Source organism: Bacteroidia bacterium, assembly GCA_033391075.1.
GTDB lineage: Bacteria > Bacteroidota > Bacteroidia > J057 > J057 > JAWPMV01.
Window position 1 is genome coordinate 5,195,793 of record JAWPMV010000001.1, and the last position, 14,847, is coordinate 5,210,639.

The following is a 14,847-nucleotide window of genomic DNA, read 5'->3' on the forward strand; positions in this document are numbered from 1 at the left end:
TTATGAAACGCTTCACCTTTATATGCTTGTTGGTAATCCAGCTTTGTGATCTTTCCGCTCAGAGCAAAAAATCCTGGCCTCATATCCCGGGTTTTGATCCAGCACTACCCACCACCCTAAATAGCAAAGAAAGCTTCATAGGTGTATCAGCCCTCGCAATCATTTCATTTGCTTTGGAGGAATTTGTCTTTCAAAAACATGAGACCGTCAGTTATTATTCGGCTCGGCTAGCTATGAATAATGAATATGCCTTTGGGCTGAAAAATGTCTGGCAGCAGAATTTGGGGGTTGAGTACCGACTGGCTAGCTGGTTTTCTGTTTCTGCAGACTTCAATTTGCAAGAATGGTCAGATCAAACACCGCTCATAGAGAATCGAGAAAAGTTTGGAATCGGAATGGGGCTCATGACTTATTATCGTTGGTACCTATTGGGCAAAAAACGCATCAGCCCATTTATAGAATACGGGAGCGGCCTCTTTTGGGGCTTCAAAGAATTCCCCTACAACGGTACAAAATTCAGTATCAATCATTCCACCCAGCTCGGCCTTGAATACAGCCTGCAAAACGAAAACAAACTCCGGCTCAGCTATGGCCATTTCCACCAATCCAATTACAATTGGTTGGCTTCTAATCCCGCTTATGATGCCTACGGATTCAGCATCGCTTATGCCTGGAAGTTAAAATAAGACATCCGTAGCAGGGAGAAAGGAAATTGAAACTGCGATCAGATTGGTGGCCATATGAAAGAGCAGCGGATACTGAAAGCCAAAGGAAACCCGTGTGTAACCCGAAATAATCCCACTCATCAATTGAGGCAAAGTTATTAGCGGGAGAAAGAGGAGATTCATGGTATTCAATTCATAGCTAAAAATGTGAATCCAGGCGAAGGAAAGACAGGAGATATAATAAATCCAGGCAAAATTTTTCTCCCAAAAACGACTCAGAAATTCTTTGATCTGAGCAAACTGCAAAATCGCATAAAGCAGAACAACTAGCCCCAAAGCAACAGAAATCCGAATAATAAAACTCTCGTCCACCGCACTGATTTTTGTCTGATAAACCGCCTTTGTCAAGAGGTAATAGCAGAATACTCCCGAAGAAAGGGCAAAGTATATGGGTTTAAATTTCAGAGAAAGTCGAAAGGCAATTTCTTCAACGGTCGGCAGAATGATAACGGCTACCAGAATGAGGATCATAGGAGTAAATCTCTCCGCCATACTGGCCTTAGTCAGGTTCTCAGGATCATGAATCAATCCGATCAAGACTGAAACAGGGATCAGAAATGCCAATTTCAGGATGAATAAACCTATCGTATCATAAACTTTCTGGCGGGTAGATTTCTCGACATGTTCAAGATCCTGGGGCTTTCTAATAAAGTCGACAATGTCCTTAAATAGGGACCTATAGTAGCGCGGTTTTATCAGTGGGTAATCCATATCCTTTTCTGGGCTTATTATAGAAGAGAGGGAAATGGATGAAAAAGACGGAAAGCTTTCCTAAATATTTTTAAGAAAAAGAGAACACAACTGAACCTAAGCATAAATTCTTCGTTCTGTTAATTACCGAACGATCGGTATAAAATGATTATTATGGAAAAGAAACATCCCTTACCCCCTTTCACCGAAAAAACAGCTAGACAAAAAGTGCAAATGGCCGAAGATGCCTGGAACAGCAAAGATCCTGTGAAAGTTTCCCTCGCCTATTCTCCCGACACTGAATGGCGCAATAGGAATCAGTTTATAAATGGAAGAAAAGAAGTTCAGGACTTCCTGCAGGACAAATGGAAGACAGAACTGGATTATAAGCTGAAAAAAGAATTGTGGCTGTATGGCGGAAACCGAATTGCTGTCCGTTTTGAATACGAATACCGCAATGAGGCCGGGCAATGGTTCCGAGCCTATGGAAATGAGAACTGGGAATTTGACGAAAATGGCTTGATGCAAAAACGCTACGCCAGCATCAATGACCTCGCTATTGAAGAATCGGAAAGAAAGTTATAAGCTCAGATGAAGGACGAGTCAAAGCAGGTTTGCAGCACATAGTACCTGCTTTTCGTTTACTGAGAAAAATCAATATGAAAACACTGACTCCCTTATTCGGCCTACTTTTGACTTTTCTTTTCTTTTTATTCAGCTGCGAAACAGAAGAACCGTCCGCATTAATTCCTGATTTAAGTGATTGCCACGCTAAGAAAAATTGGAAGTCAGATGAGATTGAAGACGCACTTATTGGCGAATGGAATTGGGAGGATAGTTACTGTTATTCCAATCCGGAAGGTGAGGACGATGCAGGCCTAAGGATTAGATTCAATTCCGACAATTCGCTTGATCTGTTTGAAAATGGACAGTTAACTCAATCACTTAGTTGGCAAGTGCTAGATGAGGGAAATGAGACATTCAGATTAAATGTTAGTCCCAGCATTTTTCAGCTCGAAGGATATATTTTTCTTTGTGATGATCAAGTCAGCTTTAATAGCAGTTTTATTGATCTATGTGATACCTATTATAGGAGGAATAATTAAAAACCAGACCTTATCACCTTCCCAGCTATAAGAACTGTCATCACGGCCTCAACTCAAGAGCCGGGATCTCTCGCAGCTTCCGTTACAAATCGATAGAAAATGCCAGAATTCTCCCTAGCTTTATGGCGAAAGAATCCTGTATAAGGCATGACAATAGAAGATATATTAGAAAGTATTAAGGAAAACTATTCTCCTCTGAGTCCTGCATGCTTCAAAGAACTCATAGAAAACATTGAGATTAAGCAGCTCGAAAAGGGAACTACCCTTGTTAAAGAAGGTCAATACGCGGATAAGTCCTACTTCATCGTCCAGGGTTGTGCAAGGGCCTATTATTTACATGAAGGGAGAGATATATCTGATTGGTTTGCCTTTGAAGATGAATTCATCAGCGCCATTATCAGCTTTTTTACCGATCAACCCAGTCCGCATTACATTGAAGTCCTTCAGGACTCCATACTGATTGAAATATCAAGAGAGACGACTGATTATCTTTCTGACAAATACCACGATTTTGAGCGACTGATTAAAGTTGTTGTAACCAAAACCATGCTAAGTCAAAGAGAAAGAATCTCCTCTATCCTTTTCCATACAGCCGAAGAGAAATACGAGCAAATGCTGGCTATTCGTCCCGATATTGTCCAGCGAGTTCCCCTTATGCATATAGCTTCTTATCTGGGAATGACCCTGGAAACTTTGAGCAGAATCAGAAAACTAAAAAACTGAATTTGACCTGGATCAAATGAGAGTTCGCCTATTCTCCTGACCTTTGAAAAAAGAAGTAGAACAGGATGAAAAAAATACTGATCATCATCGGACATCCCGATAAGGAAAGTTACAACTTTGCACTTTCTCAGGCTTACCAAAAAGGAGTAGAAAGATCCGGGGCAGACCATAAAACCATCAACATCGGCGAGCTGAATTTCAATCCCAATCTCCAATTCGGATATCGGAAGCGAACAGAGCTTGAACCTGATTTATTGAAGGCACAGGAAGATCTGAAATGGGCCGATCACATCGTCTGGATTTATCCGGTTTGGTGGGGTTCGGTGCCAGCCATTATGAAAGGTTTTCTGGACAGGGTATTATTGCCAGGTTTTGCCTTTAAAAAAAGGGAAGGTTCCGTCTGGTGGGACAAATATTTCACGGGTAAAAGCTCACGCATCATTTGTACCCTGGATCAACCCACTTGGTTTTACAGCCTTATCAATCGGGCACCTAGCCATAGTGCGATGAAAAGATTGACCATGAATTTTATCGGGGTGAAATCGGTAAAGATTACTTCTATCGGTCCATTGCGCTTGTCAAAAGATAGCTTCCGCACAAAATGGCTGAAAAAAGTAGAGAAACTGGGGGAAAGGAATAAATAAAATCGGCTTTACAGAATATTGGAGTTTTTCTGAGCTCTTATCTGCGCACTTGAATTATTGATCCAATTTATTGGACGGACTTCTCCCTTGCCGAGAAAGTGTTTCTCAGAATCAGGTTTTTTTATATCCTCCTTTTTTGAGCGAAAAAAACCTTGTGAAAACCGCTTGCTTATTCCTCTATTGAAAAAGCCAGCACGACATTGCCTTCTTTCTCGGCAAATTTGGCATAACCAGAAGAGACGAATAATTGATTCCCGACTACCACAGGACCGTCTGAATCTATGGCGCCCCCAAAGGCTCTGACGCCATTGACAGATTCATAGTCTCGCTTGGTATCATAGGACCAAAGCTCTCGCCCATCCTCTTTGGCATAGGCTTTCATCCATCCGTCAAGCGTGCCACCAAATACTACTTCAGGTGTCAGGGTAATGGCTGCCGAAAGACCGGGACCACAGCCCCTTAGTTCGAAGGTACCGCAGCGATCTTCTTCTATGGTGGACCAAAGCACAGATCCATCTGCTATATCAACTGCATGCAAGCCAGGAGACTTAGGTTTATCTGGATTGAGGTCATAGGGACCACGGTCATTGATCGGTACATAGAGAATTTCACCATCTGTAGCCATTCCCCAATGAATCCCTCCCATAAATCCGCCTCGACCCACCAAAGTTGTCCAGACAATTCGGCCCTTATCATCAGGGTCCATGGCATAGACATGCCCCGATTTCTGTCCAGCCAATAGCAGGTCTTTGCCTTTATAATTCACAAGGATAGGCGGTGCTCCAAAGTCTGCATCCGGCCCAAAGTCTTCCGGACAATTCGCCCTGCTTGTCAGGGTTACACAAGCTGCATTCCAGGCATCTTTGGGAATGGTTTGTTGTGCCCATCGTTTTTCTCCAGTAGCCAAATCAAAAGCAATAATGGCATCACTGGTTTTGCTAGCAGGCCGGGTATAATTTTCTCCGCTTCCGATATACAGACATCCTCTTGCACTATCTATGGTAACGGCTGTCCACACAGGAGCACCTGATGGGCCTATTTTAGCAACCCCTTTCTCATTTTTCCCTTGCTCGACAGGGGTTTCATCTATGGTATAGGTCTTCCAAAGCTCTGTACCATCTGCTGCATCCAGAGAAACAACAGCCCCACGAGAGGTACAACAAGCATAGTTTTCATCAACTGCTGATCCCACTTCTGTAGAGGAGACAGGTACATAAAGTCGATTATTGTATAGGCTTAAGGTACCCGTTATGGTGGCATCCGGATGTTCTTCCACTTTTTTCTTCCAGATCAACTTTTGGCTATCCAGGTCAAGGGCATATACATAGGCACTAAAATCTCCAAAGTACAATCGATTTGCCCTACCACTTGAATCTCTCCCGATAACCAAAGCGGATCGAACTTCAGCCGTTGCCTGAAAGGTCCATAGGGTACAACCCGTCCTTCGATCCAGGGCATAAACGGTTCCTGTTTGGCTAGCAGTAAATAAGGTATTGCCAGCGATGGTAGGCTGGACGCGGGCACGTGAAGAATTGGGAAAGGCAAAGGCCCAGTCGAGTTTTAGCTTGGATACATTTTCCACACTTAGCTTTAGATCGGCTTTATCATAGTAGCGTTGGTTGTGGAGCCCCATTCCCCAATTGTCTATGCGGGGAAAGGCAGCTTGATCCGCAGAAAAATCACCTTCTTCACATTGACCTACTTTGGGGTCCAGCCCCTCCATAGCGTCACTGTCGATATCAGAAATATAAGCTGCCAATGCTCTATGCTGTTCATCTGTAAGGGTAATGGCCTGATTTTTCATGACCCCGGTCTTAAGGGTGGCAACAATGGTTTCCTCAGGCAATAATTTCAAGGCAGAGAAGGTTGGTGCTTCGGCTACTGCTCCTCCATGACAAATCGCACATCGGGTCGAAAAGAGTTCCTCCGTTTCTACATCTGCTGTAATTTGTTCGGTTGAACCCTGGGTGAGTTTCATCCAAAGAAAGCCGAGGAAAAGTATGGCGATAACTAATAGGATACCAAAACCGATAAGGATTTTTTTCAGCATGGCTTTACATATTCATTAGCGAGAGAGGTGAATTTGTATCTATAATCTGGCGCAGGGAAAAGATATTTCCATCAGGATCCTGGGCAAAGACCATCCAGAAGTCCTGCATCTTTTGGGGACTGCTGGCAAAGTTCACGCCCTTATTTTTAAGTCTTTCGTATTCTTTCTGAATATCCCCAACCTCAAAGGAAAAGGAATAGCCCAAATCTGTCAATTTTCGTGCTTTTTCTATGTCAGGAGTAATGGGATGGGTGTACTGCATCATCTCCATTTTTTTACCCTGGGTATCCATTCCAAACCAAACCGCATCCATCATCACGCTATCATAATCCACTACAGCATCCAAAATGGGACTGGGTCCATAGCTATTGACTCTGTAAGGCTCAATTTCCAGTACCTCTTCATAAAAAGCTGCCAATCTTTTGAGATTGGGGCTCATGAGAGCTACCTGTGTCATCCACATCGGATTTTTTTGGGCATAATCCTTCCCAATATTCAGCGGAATAAGGATATCCGGCATATGTTCCAGCTCCATCATATTGCCCTCCGGGTCATAGCCATAGGCATAAGAGACACTAACACTACTTACTACTACCGTTCCTTCTCCTCTACTCAAAATATCAGCTCCTGCATCCTTGAATTTATGATAGACCGAAGTGGCAGGCGGCCCCTGGTAGCAAGTATGGGTCATGCCCGGTCCCTGGAAAGGCATACGACTTACTATACTATCGCTTTGCTCGGCAAATTCGGTAAGCTCCAGTAACATATTGGGGCCTTTGAGGATTGCTTTTTCAAAAGAAATCGAATCTTGTCCAAATAAAGCATTAGCAGCAGGATTGTTTTCTACCGTATACCTTTGGATCACTTCAAAATCAGTCGCTGTTTCGTAAAACTCTAGCATCTTATCCAAATCAAGCACTGAAAGCCCGATATGGTTGAAGCCTATAAAGCTAGTCGGTGTATCCAACATAGACGGACGCGGCGCCAATCGAGCCATTGCATACTTGTAAATAAAAATTCCCGCTCCCAGCATCAGGACAATAAGGACGAGGAAGAAGTATTTTAACCAGCGCAATTTCATAGGTAGTAGTTTAACAATTTGGATCTCACTCAAGATACTAGAGATAATCCAAAAGAAGGAACAATGCTCATTAACCCCGGATAATAAATGGAAAAATTATCATTGCTAAGGATAGATGAGGTTTCCGGGGCCTAAATTCTAGTTCTTCTTAATCATACAAACAGATTTTTCTTATTATTAGGCATGGGCAATCGCACACAATTAGCACGCTATAAAAAACTACTCAGCTTCATTGATATTCATTTTAAAGAGGACATTAACATCCCCCAAATAGAAGAAGTTTGTCATTATTCTTACCGAAACATCAACCGCATATTTGAAGCCCTGCATAATGAAACAATTGGAAAATATGTCAAACGGCTTCGACTCGAAAAAGCCGCTCAATATCTAAGCTATTCTGAAATGGGGGTATCAGAAATCGCCTATGAAGTGGGATTTGAAGATCGGGCAGCCTTTAGTAAGGCTTTTAAAAATAAATACCAGCTCTCTCCCGCCAACTTTCGAAAAACTCAAAGCTCTATCCGCGAAGAACTTCAATCCACACTTGTGCCGCCAGAGCAGGAAGGGAGAGAAGAACTTGAGTTTGAGATCGCCTATCTGGATGATTTCACCTATTTATTTCTGGAATATCGGGGCCTGCAAGAAGATATGAGTGCAAATGATAAGGTATGGGAAGACTTGTATGAATATGGAAATAAAAAAGGGATCATTTCTGAAGCTCCTATATTTATGCTGGAAATCAGGGATGATGAAGAAATAAGCGATAGCATACATTGTAGGTATAATTTTGCCCTGCTTCTTGAGAATAAACCGGACTTCGAAGCGGAAGGGCTTTTTCGCATAAAGGAGCACAAGCAACAAAAGTATGCTCGTTTCACACATGTCGGTGCTCCTGAGAGTTCCATCGAATTTTACCGAAAAATTTATGCTTACTGGATGCAGGATGTAGGTCTGGAATTACAAGATCTCCCAAGTCTTGAATTTTACCCTAATTATGCTGAAAATCTTCCGGAAGAAGAACTGCAAACTGAGATTTATATTCCCGTAGTCTAAATTGTCCAAAACGGACACATGGACGCCATGCGCGATTTATAGCTTTGAATGAGTAAAGGGAAATCCCTTTCGCAAAAGTCAAACAACAATAAACAAATCGCATGGAAGACTTGATTCAAAAAATGGAAGACAATATAGGACTGGCCGTCTTGATAATTCTGGCCTTTTCTATGGGTCTGGCAATCGTAGAGTTTTTCTACGAACTCTATAAGAAGAAAATCAACAAATGGAGACTCGGGGAAATGTGGGCAAGTTTCTCTGTATTCCTCGTGGCTCAACTCACCGAAAAGATAAGTGTGGTCGCTTTTACAGGTGCTTTCTACTTTTTATCCCAATACATTCCCTGGCAAATTCCGATCAATATATGGACGACCATCCTCTGTATTCTACTCATCGACTTTCTCTACTATTGGGAACATCGAATTGAGCATCGAGTAAGAGCCTTATGGACCTACCATAGCATTCATCATAGCTCTCCCATCTACAATTATACCACAGCACTTAGGGTCTCTTTTATCGATTCATTTGTTACCTGGGTTTTCTACTTACCCGCCATCTTAATAGGCTTCCATCCCTATGTAGTGCTTTTGGCAATTCTCTTTATGCTGACCTATCAATTTTGGCTGCATACGGAAATCATCGGCAAGCTGGGTTGGTATGAGAAAATATTCATGACTCCATCTCAGCACAGGGTTCATCATGGTTCAGACGATATTTACCTGGATAAAAATTATGGGGCTATTCTATCGATATGGGACCGCATGTTTGGCACCTTCCAGGAGGAATTGCATACTCCTACTTATGGACTCACAAGGCCTATCAATACCATAAATCCGGTGAAAGTTCATTTCATAGAGTACGACCACATGTTTCGGGATATGTGGAATGCAAAAAGTCTCAAAGAAGCCTGGCAGTATTTGGTAAATCCTCCGGGATGGAAACCTTCTAAATAGGAAAGAATGAACTTATTGACAATTCTTAAGGCTCATAAACTGAGATTTGGTTTTACCCTCGCTCTCTTATTAGTCGAAGCGGCTTTGGCCCTTTTATTCCCTTTGTTCATTGGGAAAGCCATAGAAGCTGCTATGCATGAAAGTATTGAGGGAGTTATCCAACTAGGTGTATTGGGCATTGCCGCATTAGCTATAGGAGTAGGTCGGAGAATATTTGATTCGCGCTTCTATGCGAAACTCTACCAAAGGCTTGGTTCAAAAATCATGACAAAACTTCAAGGCCAGGTCTATTCTGTTAAATCGGCAAGATTGGCCATGATCAGAGAGTTGGTAGAATTTCTGGAAAATTCCCTGCCGGAACTGATTAGTGCAATTATCGGACTCATAGGAGTAGTCGTCATGATTGCCACCTTAAATCTGACGGTCTTCTATGCCAGCCTGATTCTCAGTGCATGTATTTTTTTGATTTATGTCTTTAGCCGAAAGAAAACCTTGCGTTTTAATCAATCCGTCAATGATACCTTTGAAAAACAAGTAGCAGTAATTTCCCAGAATGATGAGAAAGAGTTGAGTCTTCACCTGAAAGAAATGATGAAATGGAACATCAAACTATCAGACCTGGAAGCCCTGAATTTTTCTTTCTCCTGGACCTTGCTGATCGCATTTTTAGTGGGCTCCATCCTCATTGCAGCCAATAATCCCATTGCCAATTATGGAGCCTTATTTTCTTTGATCATGTACGTGTTTCAGTATATGGAAAATGTGATTAGCTTGCCTTTATTCTATCAGAATTATATACGATTGCAGGAAATTCAGCAAAGGATGCTGGATATTAGAGAGTAACAGAAAGAAAAAGGAATACTTAAGGTTTATGAAAATACGATGCGAGTGCGGACATATCATTGTGGACCAGAGTGATAATCTCCCTTACAAAGCTCATTTGATCCCTGATACTCAAATGGAAGGTATATTTGAGGGCGCCGCTAAACTTTCGGATTTTATCGAGGCTATTGGAAAAGGAAAGCGCTCAGATTGGATTGAGGAGAATTTTGGAGAAGAATATCCTAAAGAGCTTACGAATACCGCAATCATCTCAGACCTGATCATGAGTAAACTCAAGACGAGAAATATGTATCAATGTGAAAGTTGTGGGAGGGTATTGATTGAAAAATCAGTGGGAGCTTTTGAGTTTTTTTATCCTGAGGGGAAGGAAGCAAAGGGAATTTTGAATTGAATGGCTAAAGCTGTGTTGTAGTGTTTTAGTGTTGTGGTTGATTATGAATTCGAACTACAACACTAAAACACTACCGCACTTCAACACATCCTCCTACATCTCCACCATGCCCATCTGACCATTCTGGAAGGCCAGAATTTTCGCCCGAATTTCATCCGGCTGATTCATAACAAAGGGACCATAAGTCGCCATAGGTTCACGAATCAATTCTCCTCCCATGAGCATAATTTCTGAATCTTCAAGGGCCTGCAGTTCTATCCCTCCTTCACCTTCATGATACAGCAAGACATCACTCAATTTCAAGCTGGATACTTCCTTCCCACTTTTCACTTCCCCACTTCCTACGTAGGCTGCTACTTCAAAACTCGATGGAACTTCCATTTCCCATTTTGCTCCGGCTTTGAGGCTAAGGTGCATAAGGAATAACGGCGAATAGGTATGTACCGGCGATTTTACGTCTATGTATTGGCCTGCAATAATTCTAAGACTTCCACCCTCAAAATTTACGACAGGTAATTCTTCTGGCCTAAAATGCTCAAAGCCCGGATCGACTTCTTTATAAGCAGCAGGAAGATTTACCCAGATTTGGAAGCCTTCATAAGGACCACTGCCGTCCTCCTTTTCTCCCAAAACCTGCTCGGCATGTACAATTCCTTTACCTGCAGTCATCCAGTTTACTCCTCCGGCCTTCATATACTGTTCACCTGCAAAACTGTCCTTGTGATATCCCAAACCACTGAATAAATAGGTAACTGCCTGAAAGCCTGCATGAGGATGTGGTGGCACTACCATATTGTCATTGGGTCGAGCTTCTTTCGGACCAAAATGATCCCAGAGAATAAAGGGGCCGATCTTTTTGATGGCTCGTACTGGAAAAGGTCGATAGACCTCTACCTGAGGCGCAACTTCGACTACTTCGGATTTTAAAATTCTTGGATTTGATCTGATGTTCATGTGATTTCTCCTTTCCTTTATATACGATTGAAAGCTATTAATGTTTAAACATTGAATATTGTATTATAAGACACCTTCTCGTTTTTTCTTAATGTAGTTTTTCTTGGGGTTTATTCCACCTTTTTAGAAAAGGTGGAGCCAAAATCGCAGAGCCCAAAGCCAGCCTCACTCGCCGCCCCTACTCCCGATGGGCTCTGCAGGGCCAGCGCGCCTGGGAAGGGGATGGGTGTTGGTGTGTTAGGGTATTAGAGTGTTAGTGATTGATACTGCTTAGCCGCACTTAACCCTCCGCCTCATCTCCTATCCCAACCCACTCCACTACCCAAGCGCGAGGGGCCACGCTGCTGCATCGGGGTGCGGGGGCTGGACTGCGCTAGGCTTTGCAGCAGCTTGATTTTTGCTTCTTTTCATCTAAGGAAAAGAAGAAAGAAACCTAAAAACAGAAATTAAAATGGAAAAAAATACGGAACCAGCGTAATCACCATCACCGCATAAAGCAGACTCAAAACTATCCCTCCTTTAAAATAATCCCCGAACTTATACTTACCCACTGCATAGACCATTGTATTGGTTTGATAACCGATAGGCGTAAGAAAGCTGGCACTGGCCGCATAAGCGATCGCCATAATAAAAGGTATGGGACTCACTTCCAATAAAGTTGCGGTTGCAATCGCGATTGGAAACATCAAAGCTGCCGCCGCATTATTCGTAATCACCTCCGTCGTAATCAGGGTAGCCAGATAAATTCCTGCCAGGGCATAGACCGGACTTCCCATTCCTACAAAATCCAGAATACCACTACTGATCAGATCTGCTAATCCGTATTCCGAGATTACCTGAGAAATTCCCAGTGCACTTCCAATCATCAGCAGTAGACTCACATTGAGGTTATTTTTCAATTGCTTGAACTTAAGATAGCCCAGCCCCAGATAAGCCAGCAATAAAAGAACCATGGCTTGAAAAAGAGAGAGCAATCCCGTAGCAGCAGTTACGAGACCTATAAGAAATAAACCCACCGTAATCCAACTTTCTCGACTCGTCATAATCCCATCCGGATCCAGGGGGTTTAGAATACTGAAATTTCGCCTCAGGTTTTCATGGCGGTAAAATTCGGCTCCTGTCGCCAGCACCAATTCATCCCCTGTTTGCAATTTGATATTACCGATCTTACCTGAGAGCTTTTCATCCCCCCGGCTCACCGCAACGACAACAGCATCAAATTTGGTTCGGAAATTAGCGTCTTTGATTCGCCTACCCAGCAAAGGGCTTGTATGTCTGACAACTACTTCCTGCAAGTTAGAATCCAGAATCTCTTCTGTCCCTTTCTCCTGTATCTCCAGACCCGGGAACTTGCGCAGTTCCTGTATTTTGCTCACCGCTCCGGTAAATACCAGGATATCTCCTTCTCGCAGAATTTGATTGGGCTCAACAGGCGAAATCAGACGATTATCTCTGATGATCTCTGCAAGAAAGAGATGGTCCATATTCCGCAGGCCATTCTCTGTAATACTTTTACCGATGATTGATGCTCCTGCCCTGACTTCCGCTTCCAAAAAGTAGGAAACGGTATCCTCGTCCTCTTCCCAACCTTGACGAGGCAAGAGATGCGGCAATACCAACACAACATAAAGCAAACCGATCAAAGCGATAGGCGCCCCGACATAGAAAAAATCAAAAAAGCCTATAGGTTCTAAGCCTGCCTTAATGGTAAAGCTGTTTACAATCAGGTTGGTGGATGTGCCGATCAGGGTCAATACGCCTCCCATGATGGCAGAATAGGAAAGCGGGATCAACAGCCGAGAAGGGGCAAACTTATGCGGATTGTTCTTAACCGTTCCCATCAAGGTTGCCACAATAGCTGTGTTATTTAGTATACCCGAAAAGAGCATAGTAAAAAACGACAAACGAAAGAGAGATCCGTGGAAAGATTTCTTTTTAAATATCTGTTTCGAAAGAAAGAGAATGAGATTACTTTTCTCTACTGCAACCGATACATGCAAAAGGAGTAAAAGCGTAATCAGGGTTTCATTGGCATAATAGGTCAGCAATTCCTGAACCTCTATCATGCCTGCAAAGGAAAAGATGAGGGCTGCAGAAACAAATAATAAAGCAGGGTGAAGCTTGCTTTTTATCAAAAGCAATATTAGCAAGACCAGTATGGCTGCAATAAATATTTGTTCCATAAATCGCTACGAAGCTAGCAAATTAGGCGAGAACTGCCCTGACGCTTTGCCTGTATTATTACATCTTCTTTATCTCATACACCGCTAAATCAGGCCTTCATGGCTTCAGAGACCAATCTGTGAAAATGGTGAACCGCTACTTCTTGCTTAGGCGAAAACCGACCTTTATTATACAAACGAGACTTTACGCCCATCTGCACAGACTCTACCACAGCTTCATCTTCCATTTCCGTAAGGTGCAAAAGATCCTGATTCTCTGCATTGAAGAGTTCAGCTTTCCACAAATAAGTTTCAAATCTGATCTCCGTTTTATTCAGTCCTTTGGGATTTATCAGGTTTAAAGATAGCCCCCAGGGATACACATTGAACATAATATTTGGGAAAAACCAGAACCAATAAGCCGCTATCTGCCTCCCTGAATCCGGATGACCAGCGGGTAAATCAAAGGCTCGGTCTTCGCCTTTTGCTACCCCTACTTGCAGACTTCCATGATCAAAGATCTCGTATTCATAATCCGGAAAACTCACGATCTCATTCAAGCCCGGATGGACAAAAGGAATGTGGAAGCCTTCCAGAAAATTATCACAATACAAAGCCCAATGAGCATTGACCTCATAGGTTTGAGAATATTCCGGATAGTAAACAAATTCATCAAAAGGCATAAACCCTACCCGATCCAGCATGGGCTTGAGCCAACTTTCAAAGCTAATAGCCGGATCAATGGCTGTAAAAACCAGCTCTCCCAGAAACTTCAGATCCAATTGAGGAAGGTCATCACTCTTTGCCGGAAAGTTCTTGGCTTCTTTAAATTGAGGCATGGTTTTGAACTTACCATCCAGCCCAAAACGTCTGGCATGATACCGACATCTAATCTCTGAACAAGGCTTTTCCTCATCTACCAAAACAAAACCTCTATGGGTACATACATTGGATAGACATCTCAATTCTCCTTCCTGATCTCGGGAAAGCATCAATGGTTCATCCAGACAATTCTCCAGGAAGTTTAAGGGCCGCACTGTACCAGCAGCCGGCATTTCGCTCTTGCGACCAATACATTGCCAGTTTCGGGTAAAGATTTTCTCCTTACTTTTTTCATATATCTTAGCCTGTGTATAAAAATCGCTACTAAGGGTAAAAGCTTGTGAAATATCTGCCTCAACAGAGAGATCAAATTGATTCATTTGCTATCGGAACATTATGAGTTGATACTATTGCAATCCTTATTCCGAAATGTAAGGGATTTATCACTTCTGTGAAAAAAAAATTGAGGAAGAAATAAAGTGTTTGGGTGTTAGCGTGTTTGGGTAAATCCGTTCTAACACACTAATACTCTAACACCCCAACACATATTTTTCCTCCTGACCCTAAAGCACTTATCCCCATGTGGATAATTTTTTCTAAACCCTGTGGGCATATCCGCGTAAAGCCTCATGTACATAAAATCCTATCTA

General features: G+C 42.6%; 15 protein-coding genes. 9 read left to right on the forward strand and 6 right to left on the reverse strand.

What is annotated here, in order from left to right:
• Positions 1 to 2: 2 nt before the first annotated feature.
• Entirely contained in the window at positions 3 to 686 is a 684-nt protein-coding gene (locus tag R8P61_20715; protein MDW3649505.1) for an acyloxyacyl hydrolase, read from the forward strand.
• Here the strand turns inward: R8P61_20715 and R8P61_20720 are convergent.
• The gene (locus R8P61_20720) at positions 678 to 1,436 is read right to left on the reverse strand and encodes a CPBP family glutamic-type intramembrane protease (GenBank protein ID MDW3649506.1); all 759 of its coding nucleotides are present in this window, start codon (positions 1,434 to 1,436) and stop codon (positions 678 to 680) included. The two genes, R8P61_20715 and R8P61_20720, sit on opposite strands and share 9 nt — an antisense overlap.
• A 153-nt stretch (positions 1,437 to 1,589) precedes the next feature.
• Here R8P61_20720 and R8P61_20725 point away from each other — a divergent pair, with 153 nt between their 5' ends.
• The 4 genes from R8P61_20725 (at position 1,590) to R8P61_20740 (ending at position 3,888) form a co-directional block, all read left to right on the forward strand.
• Positions 1,590 to 2,000 (forward strand): nuclear transport factor 2 family protein, encoded by a 411-nt coding sequence (locus R8P61_20725; GenBank protein ID MDW3649507.1) that lies wholly within the window; start codon positions 1,590 to 1,592, stop codon positions 1,998 to 2,000.
• A gap of 74 nt (positions 2,001 to 2,074) precedes the next feature.
• Positions 2,075 to 2,521: a hypothetical protein gene (locus R8P61_20730; protein ID MDW3649508.1), complete on the forward strand. Its 447-nt coding sequence runs from the start codon at positions 2,075 to 2,077 to the stop codon at positions 2,519 to 2,521.
• A gap of 147 nt (positions 2,522 to 2,668) precedes the next feature.
• A complete protein-coding gene (locus R8P61_20735; protein ID MDW3649509.1) occupies positions 2,669 to 3,244 on the forward strand; it encodes a Crp/Fnr family transcriptional regulator in 576 nt (191 codons plus the stop codon).
• Between the two features lie 65 nt (positions 3,245 to 3,309).
• Positions 3,310 to 3,888: an NAD(P)H-dependent oxidoreductase gene (locus R8P61_20740; protein MDW3649510.1), complete on the forward strand. Its 579-nt coding sequence runs from the start codon at positions 3,310 to 3,312 to the stop codon at positions 3,886 to 3,888.
• Between the two features lie 169 nt (positions 3,889 to 4,057).
• On the opposite strand, the gene R8P61_20745 is transcribed toward R8P61_20740, so the two are convergent.
• Complete coding sequence (locus R8P61_20745; GenBank protein ID MDW3649511.1) at positions 4,058 to 5,938, reverse strand: PQQ-binding-like beta-propeller repeat protein; 1,881 nt, start codon at positions 5,936 to 5,938, stop codon at positions 4,058 to 4,060.
• A 4-nt stretch (positions 5,939 to 5,942) separates the two neighbouring features.
• Complete coding sequence (locus tag R8P61_20750; protein MDW3649512.1) at positions 5,943 to 7,019, reverse strand: VOC family protein; 1,077 nt, start codon at positions 7,017 to 7,019, stop codon at positions 5,943 to 5,945.
• 183 nt (positions 7,020 to 7,202) lie between these two features.
• Between R8P61_20750 and R8P61_20755 the strand changes: the two genes are divergently transcribed.
• The 4 genes from R8P61_20755 (at position 7,203) to R8P61_20770 (ending at position 10,259) form a co-directional block, all read left to right on the forward strand.
• On the forward strand, positions 7,203 to 8,072 hold the full coding sequence (locus R8P61_20755; protein ID MDW3649513.1) for an AraC family transcriptional regulator: 870 nt from the start codon (positions 7,203 to 7,205) through the stop codon (positions 8,070 to 8,072).
• 101 nt (positions 8,073 to 8,173) lie between these two features.
• Positions 8,174 to 9,025, forward strand: a complete 852-nt coding sequence (locus R8P61_20760) for a sterol desaturase family protein (GenBank protein MDW3649514.1) — start codon at positions 8,174 to 8,176, stop codon at positions 9,023 to 9,025.
• A 6-nt stretch (positions 9,026 to 9,031) separates the two neighbouring features.
• Positions 9,032 to 9,868 carry an ABC transporter six-transmembrane domain-containing protein gene (locus tag R8P61_20765; protein ID MDW3649515.1) on the forward strand — a complete coding sequence of 279 codons (837 nt, stop codon included), beginning with the start codon at positions 9,032 to 9,034 and terminating at the stop codon, positions 9,866 to 9,868.
• Between the two features lie 28 nt (positions 9,869 to 9,896).
• Positions 9,897 to 10,259 (forward strand): hypothetical protein, encoded by a 363-nt coding sequence (locus tag R8P61_20770; protein ID MDW3649516.1) that lies wholly within the window; start codon positions 9,897 to 9,899, stop codon positions 10,257 to 10,259.
• 93 nt (positions 10,260 to 10,352) lie between these two features.
• Here the strand turns inward: R8P61_20770 and R8P61_20775 are convergent, their stop codons facing one another.
• From R8P61_20775 to R8P61_20785, 3 genes are all read right to left on the reverse strand, one after another.
• Complete coding sequence (locus R8P61_20775; GenBank protein ID MDW3649517.1) at positions 10,353 to 11,213, reverse strand: pirin family protein; 861 nt, start codon at positions 11,211 to 11,213, stop codon at positions 10,353 to 10,355.
• 446 nt (positions 11,214 to 11,659) lie between these two features.
• Positions 11,660 to 13,396, reverse strand: coding sequence for an SLC13 family permease (locus R8P61_20780; GenBank protein MDW3649518.1), 1,737 nt, complete (start codon positions 13,394 to 13,396; stop codon positions 11,660 to 11,662).
• Positions 13,397 to 13,485: 89 nt separating this feature from the next.
• Complete coding sequence (locus R8P61_20785) at positions 13,486 to 14,577, reverse strand: aromatic ring-hydroxylating dioxygenase subunit alpha (GenBank protein MDW3649519.1); 1,092 nt, start codon at positions 14,575 to 14,577, stop codon at positions 13,486 to 13,488.
• Positions 14,578 to 14,847 lie beyond the last annotated feature (270 nt).

Bases quoted from the DNA above. Each gene is read 5' to 3' on its own strand.
- R8P61_20735 (MDW3649509.1), top strand. From the start codon at position 2,669: ATGACAATAGAAGATATATTAGAAAGTATTAAGGAAAACTATTCTCCT.
- R8P61_20720 (MDW3649506.1), bottom strand. From the start codon at position 1,436: ATGGATTACCCACTGATAAAACCGCGCTACTATAGGTCCCTATTTAAG.
- R8P61_20765 (MDW3649515.1), top strand. From the start codon at position 9,032: ATGAACTTATTGACAATTCTTAAGGCTCATAAACTGAGATTTGGTTTT.
- R8P61_20745 (MDW3649511.1), bottom strand. From the start codon at position 5,938: ATGCTGAAAAAAATCCTTATCGGTTTTGGTATCCTATTAGTTATCGCC.
- R8P61_20780 (MDW3649518.1), bottom strand. From the start codon at position 13,396: ATGGAACAAATATTTATTGCAGCCATACTGGTCTTGCTAATATTGCTT.
- R8P61_20775 (MDW3649517.1), bottom strand. From the start codon at position 11,213: ATGAACATCAGATCAAATCCAAGAATTTTAAAATCCGAAGTAGTCGAA.
- R8P61_20785 (MDW3649519.1), bottom strand. From the start codon at position 14,577: ATGAATCAATTTGATCTCTCTGTTGAGGCAGATATTTCACAAGCTTTT.
- R8P61_20730 (MDW3649508.1), top strand. From the start codon at position 2,075: ATGAAAACACTGACTCCCTTATTCGGCCTACTTTTGACTTTTCTTTTC.
- R8P61_20725 (MDW3649507.1), top strand. From the start codon at position 1,590: ATGGAAAAGAAACATCCCTTACCCCCTTTCACCGAAAAAACAGCTAGA.
- R8P61_20755 (MDW3649513.1), top strand. From the start codon at position 7,203: ATGGGCAATCGCACACAATTAGCACGCTATAAAAAACTACTCAGCTTC.
- R8P61_20750 (MDW3649512.1), bottom strand. From the start codon at position 7,019: ATGAAATTGCGCTGGTTAAAATACTTCTTCCTCGTCCTTATTGTCCTG.
- R8P61_20760 (MDW3649514.1), top strand. From the start codon at position 8,174: ATGGAAGACTTGATTCAAAAAATGGAAGACAATATAGGACTGGCCGTC.
- R8P61_20740 (MDW3649510.1), top strand. From the start codon at position 3,310: ATGAAAAAAATACTGATCATCATCGGACATCCCGATAAGGAAAGTTAC.
- R8P61_20715 (MDW3649505.1), top strand. From the start codon at position 3: ATGAAACGCTTCACCTTTATATGCTTGTTGGTAATCCAGCTTTGTGAT.
- R8P61_20770 (MDW3649516.1), top strand. From the start codon at position 9,897: ATGAAAATACGATGCGAGTGCGGACATATCATTGTGGACCAGAGTGAT.